The sequence below is a fragment of the uncultured Amnibacterium sp. genome, from assembly GCF_964245895.1.
In the GTDB taxonomy this organism is placed as follows: Bacteria; Actinomycetota; Actinomycetes; order Actinomycetales; family Microbacteriaceae; genus Amnibacterium.
Genome location: NZ_CAXTOQ010000028.1, coordinates 22,960 through 29,398, shown reverse-complemented (window position 1 = coordinate 29,398; position 6,439 = coordinate 22,960). Strand labels below are relative to the sequence as shown.

General features: G+C 72.0%; 6 protein-coding genes. 1 reads left to right on the top strand and 5 read right to left on the bottom strand.

Features of this window, described 5'->3' with window-relative positions; genetic code table 11:
- A partial coding sequence (locus ACFE60_RS06335; protein ID WP_375388001.1) for an N-acetylglucosamine-6-phosphate deacetylase occupies positions 1 to 688 on the top strand: 688 nt, incomplete at its 5' end.
- Between the two features lie 54 nt (positions 689 to 742).
- Here ACFE60_RS06335 and nagB read toward each other — a convergent pair.
- The 5 genes from nagB to ngcE form a co-directional block, all read right to left on the bottom strand.
- Positions 743 to 1,531: a glucosamine-6-phosphate deaminase gene (gene nagB / locus ACFE60_RS06330; RefSeq protein ID WP_375388000.1), complete on the bottom strand. Its 789-nt coding sequence runs from the start codon at positions 1,529 to 1,531 to the stop codon at positions 743 to 745.
- Positions 1,519 to 2,997, bottom strand: coding sequence for a beta-N-acetylhexosaminidase (gene nagZ, locus ACFE60_RS06325; protein ID WP_375387999.1), 1,479 nt, complete (start codon positions 2,995 to 2,997; stop codon positions 1,519 to 1,521). Before nagZ ends, nagB begins: the two co-directional genes overlap by 13 nt.
- Positions 2,998 to 3,118: 121 nt before the next feature.
- The gene (locus tag ACFE60_RS06320; protein ID WP_375387998.1) at positions 3,119 to 4,009 is read right to left on the bottom strand and encodes a carbohydrate ABC transporter permease; all 891 of its coding nucleotides are present in this window, start codon (positions 4,007 to 4,009) and stop codon (positions 3,119 to 3,121) included.
- A gap of 4 nt (positions 4,010 to 4,013) precedes the next feature.
- Positions 4,014 to 5,012, bottom strand: a complete 999-nt coding sequence (locus ACFE60_RS06315; protein ID WP_375387997.1) for a carbohydrate ABC transporter permease — start codon at positions 5,010 to 5,012, stop codon at positions 4,014 to 4,016.
- A complete protein-coding gene (ngcE, locus tag ACFE60_RS06310) occupies positions 5,009 to 6,421 on the bottom strand; it encodes an N-acetylglucosamine/diacetylchitobiose ABC transporter substrate-binding protein (protein ID WP_375387996.1) in 1,413 nt (470 codons plus the stop codon). The genes ACFE60_RS06315 and ngcE overlap by 4 nt, the downstream gene beginning before the upstream one ends.
- Positions 6,422 to 6,439 lie beyond the last annotated feature (18 nt).

The window sequence follows — 6,439 nt, the reverse complement described above, 5'->3', positions numbered from 1 at the left end:
GGATTGGGCCGCCTCGCGGCACCGCTACGCCTGCCTGCTCCTGCTGCTCCTCGCCCTCGGCGGTTGGGCGCTGCCGGCGCATGCGGACGACGTCAGCGCGGCCAGCCGATCGGTGGTGCGGGTCGCGGTCGGGCACACGACCGCCGACCTCGCGACCGCGGGCGCCGCGTTCGACGCGGGCGCCTCCCTCCTCACGCACGCCTTCAACGCGATGCCCGGCCTCGCGCACCGGGCGCCCGGCCCGATCGGCGCGGCGCTCGAGCGGCCGGAGGTGGTGCTCGAGCTGATCGCCGACGGCCTGCACGTGCACCCGGTCCTCGTGGCCGCCCTGTTCCGGCTCGCGCCCGGCCGCGTCGCGCTGATCACGGACGCGATGGCCGCGGCGGGCTCCGGCGACGGCACCTACCGGCTCGGCTCCCTGGAGGTGACGGTGCGGGACGGCGCCGCCCGCCTCCCGAGCGGCAGCCTCGCCGGATCGACCCTCACCCTCGACGCGGCCGTCCGCACCGCGGTCGCCGCGGGCGTGCCCCTGCCGGAGGCGGTGCTCGCCGCGACCGCGGTCCCGGCCCGGGCGATCGGCCGCCCGGACCTCGGCGCGCTGGAGGCCGGCGCCCCCGCCGACCTGGTGCTGCTGAGCGACGCCCTCGAGATCGAGTCGGTCTGGGCGGACGGCCGCCGCCTCCGCTGATTCCATCTCGAAGGCGTTCTGGTTCGACCAGAACGCCTTCAGGATGAAGGGGCGTCAGTCGACCCGCTGCCACGCCGGGAGATGCGCGGCGGTGAAGCGGTAGTAGTCCGACAGCGTCAGCCTCGACGCGGCGGCCTCGTCCAGCAGGACCGTCGCGTGCGGATGCAGCTGCAGGGCGCTGCCCGGCACCATCGCGGACAGCGGTCCCTCGACGCTGGCCGCGATGGCGGTCGCCTTCGCCTCCCCCTGCGCGACGAGCACGAGGCGCTTCGCCGCCAGGATCGTGCCGAGCCCCTGCGTGATGCAGTGCAGCGGCACCGCGTCGAGGTCCCCGCCGAAGAACCGGGCGTTGTCGGCCCGCGTGCGGGGCGCGAGCGTCTTGATCCGGGTGCGGGAGGCGAAGGAGGAGGTCGGCTCGTTGAACCCGATGTGCCCGTTCGACCCGATGCCGAGCAGCTGCAGGTCGACGCCGCCCGCCTCCCGGATCCGTCGCTCGTAGTCGAGGCACGCGGCCTCGAGGTCGTCGGCGGCGCCGTCGGGCACGTGCACCCGCGCGGGGTCCAGCCCGAGCGGCTCGGTGGCCTCCCGCCGGATCGTCTCGGCGTAGCCCTGCGGCGATCCCTCCGGCAGCCCGACGTACTCGTCGAGCGCGAACGCGGAGGCGTGCGACAGGTCGACGTCGCCCCGGCGGACGCGGTCCGCGAGCGCCGCGTACGCGCCGAGCGGGGAGGACCCGGTCGACAGCCCCAGCACCGCGGCCGGCTCCCGGCGCACGACCGCGGCGATCCGGGCGGCCGCGGCGTCCCCGACCGCCGCGGCGTCGGGCAGGATCACGATCTCCATCCGGCGTCCCTCCGATGCCGGCCGGCGAGCAGACCGAGCAGCGCCTCCCCGGCGGCCCGCGAGGCGCCGAACGTGGCCACGTCCGCGTACCGGCGGTCGGCCGAGGGCCAGCCCATGTCGACCGCGACGACCGGCCCGCGGGCGCGCAAGGCGTCGACCACCGCGCGCGCGTGGGTGTGGCGGTGGATGTCCCTGCCGATCACCAGCGCGCGCCCGGTCACCTCCGGGACAGGTCGGGGGCGATCCGCGGCCGCGTCGACGACCGGCCACCCCGCGAACCGGCGGGCCGCGGCGGAGGCGGGTGCGGCGGCGACCGCGGCGAACGGCCCCCAGCCGGTGACGCCGACGGCGATGTTCGGCTCGGAGTCGAGGCGCACGACGGTCCAGCCCTGCCGCGCTGCCAGCAGCGCGGCAGCGGCCGGCTTGACGTCGAACGCGTCGGCCAGATCGCGGTCGGCCGACGGCGGCTCCGGCACGGACACCGTCCCGTGCCGCGGGAGGCGGGCGATGCGCGCGACCGCGTCCTCGAGCCGATTCCGTGGCAGCTCGTCCGACGCCACGGCGGCGACGATCGCGTCGAGCACCGGCTCGACGTGCTGCTCGCTCCACCGGCCGAGGCAGAGCAGGTCGGCGCCCGCCTGCAGCGCCCGGACGGCCGCGGTGGGGATGCCGACCTCCGCGCTCGCGCCCGCCATGTCCAGAGCGTCGGTGACGATGACGCCCCGGAAGCCGAGCTCCTCCCGCAGCAGGCCGGTGAGGATCCGAGGGCTCATCGTCGCGGGCACGCCCGGATCCAGCTGCGGCACCACGATGTGGGACGTCATCACGGCCGCGACGCCCGCGCTGATCGCCGCGACGAACGGCGGCAGGTCGCGCGCCCGGAGGGTCTCGAGGTCGACGTCGACCACCGGCAGCCCGAGGTGCGAATCGACCGCGGTGTCGCCGTGCCCCGGGAAGTGCTTCGCGCAGGCGGCGACCCCGGTGGCATGCAGGCCGACGATCCAGGCCCGCGTGTGCCTCGCGACGAGGTCGGGGTCGAGCCCGAAGCTGCGAGCGCCGATCACCGGGTTGTCCTCGTTCGAGTTCACGTCAGCGGTCGGCGCGAGGTCGAGCGTGACGCCGGCAGCGGCGAGCTCCGCCCCGATCCGGGCGGCGGAGGCCGCGGTGCGCGCGGGATCGTCGATCCGGCCCAGCACGCCGTTGCCCGGCTCCGGCGAACCGTCGGGCATGTGGAGGCGGGTGACGTCGCCGCCCTCCTCGTCGATCGCGATCACCGCGTCGCGCCGCACCGCGCGAATCGCATCGGTGAGCGCGCGCACCTGCTCGGGCGTCTCGACGTTCTGGCCGAACAGTGCGACGCCGGCGAGCCCGTCCTCCAACAGCGCTCGGACGGAGTCCGTCAACCCGGCGCCGTCGAACCCCGGCAGCAGCACACCGGCGGCGAGCCGCCGCACCTCCTGTGTCACGCCGAGATCTCGCGGATCCGCAGTTCCTCCCCGACACGCCGCGCGAAGGGCCTCGGCGCTCGGCGTGTCGGGGCAGAACTGCGGAACGACGAGAGCATCGCGGAACCGCGAGCCAGGCAGGTCACTTGTCGGCGCCGACGACGACGGAGCCGCTCAGGGCGCGCTGGAAGATCAGGTACACGACCAGCACGGGCACGATCGTCATCACGACGGCGGCGAACAGCGCCCCGAAGTCGATCGAGTACCCGGCCGTGCCGGCGAACGACGCCATGCCCTGCGTCAGCACGTACTTCGACGTGTCCGGGTTCAGCGCCACCGGCAGCAGGAACTGGTTCCACAGCCCGACGAAGTTCAGGATCGACAGGGTCGCGATCGCGGGACGCGCCATCGGCACCATGATCGAGAAGAAGGTGCGCCACTCCCCCGCGCCGTCGATCGCCGCCGCCTCGGTGACGGAGGCGGGCAGCGCGCGGAAGAACGGGACCATGAAGAACACCGTGAACGGCAGCGCGAACGCGGAGTAGGTGATCGCGAGGCCCGGCAGCGTGCCGAGCAGCCCCAGCCCCTTCAGGATGAAGAACAGCGGCACGATCGCCAGGAAGATCGGGAACGTCAGGCCCGCGACCATCAGCAGGTAGATCGCCCGGTTGCCGAAGAACCGGAACCGCGCGAGGAAGTACGCGCAGAACGACCCCATCACCATGGTCAGCACCAGCGCGCCGCCGACCACGATCAGGGTGTTGACGAAGAAGGTGCCGATGCCCGCCTGCGTCCACGCGTTCGCGTAGTTCTCGAGGTGCAGCCGGTCCGGCAGCGAGAACGGCGAGTTCAGCACCTGGCTGGTCGTCTTGAACGACGAGACGAAGGTCCAGAGGAACGGCAGCACGACGACGACGGATGCGGCGATCATCACCGCCTGCGACAGCCCGCCGGTCACCCGCTCCCCGGTCGGCACCGCGCCCCGCCGCCGGCCGGCGACGGCGCGGGCCGCGCCCGCTGCTTCGGTGGTCATCGGCTCACTCCCCGCTCGTGTCGTCGCCGCCGGTGAGGCGGTCGACGAGGAAGACGACGCCGGCGAACAGCAGGGTGATCGCGGCCAGCATGACGCCCATGGCGCACGCGTAGCCGAACTGCCCCTTGGTGAACGCCGTCTTGAACAGCTCCTGCGAGATCACGAGCGTCGAGTTCTGCGGCCCGCCGCCGCCCCCGATCAGCCCGGACATGAACACGAACGCGTCGAGGGCGAAGATCCCGGTGTAGATCACGGAGGTGCGGATGCTCGTCCGGATCATCGGCACCGTGACCGACAGCCCGATGCGGAACCGGCCGGCGCCGTCCAGCCGGGCCGCCTCGAAGACCTCGGCGGGCAGCGCCCGGATCGCCGCGACGAAGATGACGACGTAGAAGCCGACCGAGGCCCATACCATCACGAACATCACGGCCACGAGCGCTGTGCGCGCGTCCCCGAGCCACGGATAGGAGTCGAAGCCCTTCAGCCCGATGCCGGTCAGCACGCCGTTCAGCAGGCCGCCGTCCGGCTGGTACACCTGATTCCACATGATCGCGGCGGCGATGGCCGGGATGATGTAGGGGAAGAAGAACAGCACCCGGTAGAAGTTCCCGCCGCGGATGCCGCGCACCGGTCCGCTGGTCGAGCCCCCGATGGTGACGATCGACGCGACGGCGACCGCGAGGGCGATGATCACCACCGGCAGCACCAGCGCGAGCACGACGCTGTTGCGCACCGACGTCACGAAGTCGTCGTCGCCGAACGCCTTGACGTAGTTGGCGAGGCCGACGAACGGGATGGTCGCGTCGAACCCGGACCAGCTGGTGAGCGAGTAGTACATCGCCTGCACGAACGGGGACACGACCAGCACCAGGTAGACGACCAGCGGCACGCCGAGGAACACGAGCGCGAACGAGATCCGGTCGAACGTGAGGTTCTTCCGCCGCCAGCGGGCGGCCCGCGAGGGGCCGCCCGTCGGCAGGAGCGTGCGCGGGACGGTCGTCACGACACCTTGACCTTCGTCACCGACGAGTCGTTCGCCACCTTGTCGGTGATGCCCTGCAGGCCCGAGGTCAGCTGCGCGACCGAGGACTTGCCGGACAGGAAGGTGTTCCAGACCACGAGCTGATCCTGGTTCATCCCGTATAGGTCGACGAAGTTCCAGGAGAACACGTTGTCGCCTGCGCCCTCCAGCAGCGTCGACTGGGACACCAGCGCGGTGGACCCGAAGCCGTCGGCGGGCACGGTGCCCTTGACGATCGTCGGCGTCAGCCGCGTCTTCGCGAAGTTCGTCGCCGCCTCCGCGGAGAGCATCGCACGCAGCAGCTCCTTCCCGCCTGCGGCGTTCGCCCCCTTCGCCGGCACGATGAACGGCTCGCCCGCGGTCGAGTGCATCGCTTCGTACGGCAGCTTCGAGCCGGCGGTGACGGTCGGCTCGGGAGCGCCCGTCATCTGGAAGTCGGCCTTCGTCTGCTTCTTCATCTCGTTCTCGATCCAGGACCCGGAGGGGTACAGCAGCCCGTCCTCGTCGTTGGACCACTGCGCCTGCGCCGCGGTGAACTGCGTGCCTGCGCCGCCCGGCTTGAACATGCCCGCGTCGATGATCTTCTTCATCGCCGTGAACACGGACTGCACGGCCGGCTTCGACCAGCACTTCGCCTCGAGGTTCTCGAGAGCGAGGCGCACGTCGTCGCCGCCCTCCTTGATCGCGGACGCGATCGCGAGGGTCTGGTAGTAGGTCGCCGCCTCCTTGCCCCAGATGAAGAGGTACTTGCCCTTCGCCTTGGCCTTCACGCCGAGCTCGTAGGCCTCGTCCCAGGTCTTCGGCACGGTCCACCCGTTCGCCTTGAACAGCGACGCGGAGTACCAGAGCGCGTACACCGTCAGCACGTAGTTGAGGATCAGGAACTTGCCGTCGAGCGTGCCCGGCGCCGTCACCCCGCCGTACAGGGTGTCGCTGATCTTCTTGCCCTCGTAGTTGTTCGAGTCGAGCAGGTCGGACAGCTCGGACAGCTGGCTGCGGATCGTGGAGATGCCGATCGCGTTGGCACCGGAGTTGTCGACCAGGTCCGGCGGGTTGCCCGCGACGAACTTCGGCTGCAGGGACTGCGCGATGTTGGTGATCTGGTCGACCTTGGCGGTGACGCCCAGCTTCTGCTTGGCCATCACGGCCGCGGCGAAGTCCACGTAGTCGGTGCCGTAGCCGCCGTTGAAGATGGAGGCCGCGACGGCCGACTTCTCCTTGACGCCGAACGGGTTCGTCGCGCTCTTCGTGCCGGTGCCGCTCGACGCGCCGCCCGTCGACCCTCCTGCGGCGCAGGACGCGAGCGTCCCGGCCAGGGGCAGGGCGATGCCGGCGACGAGCGCGCCGCGGAGGAAGGCCCGTCGGGGCATCGGGATGTGCTGCTCGGTCATGCTGGTCCTCGTTCCTGG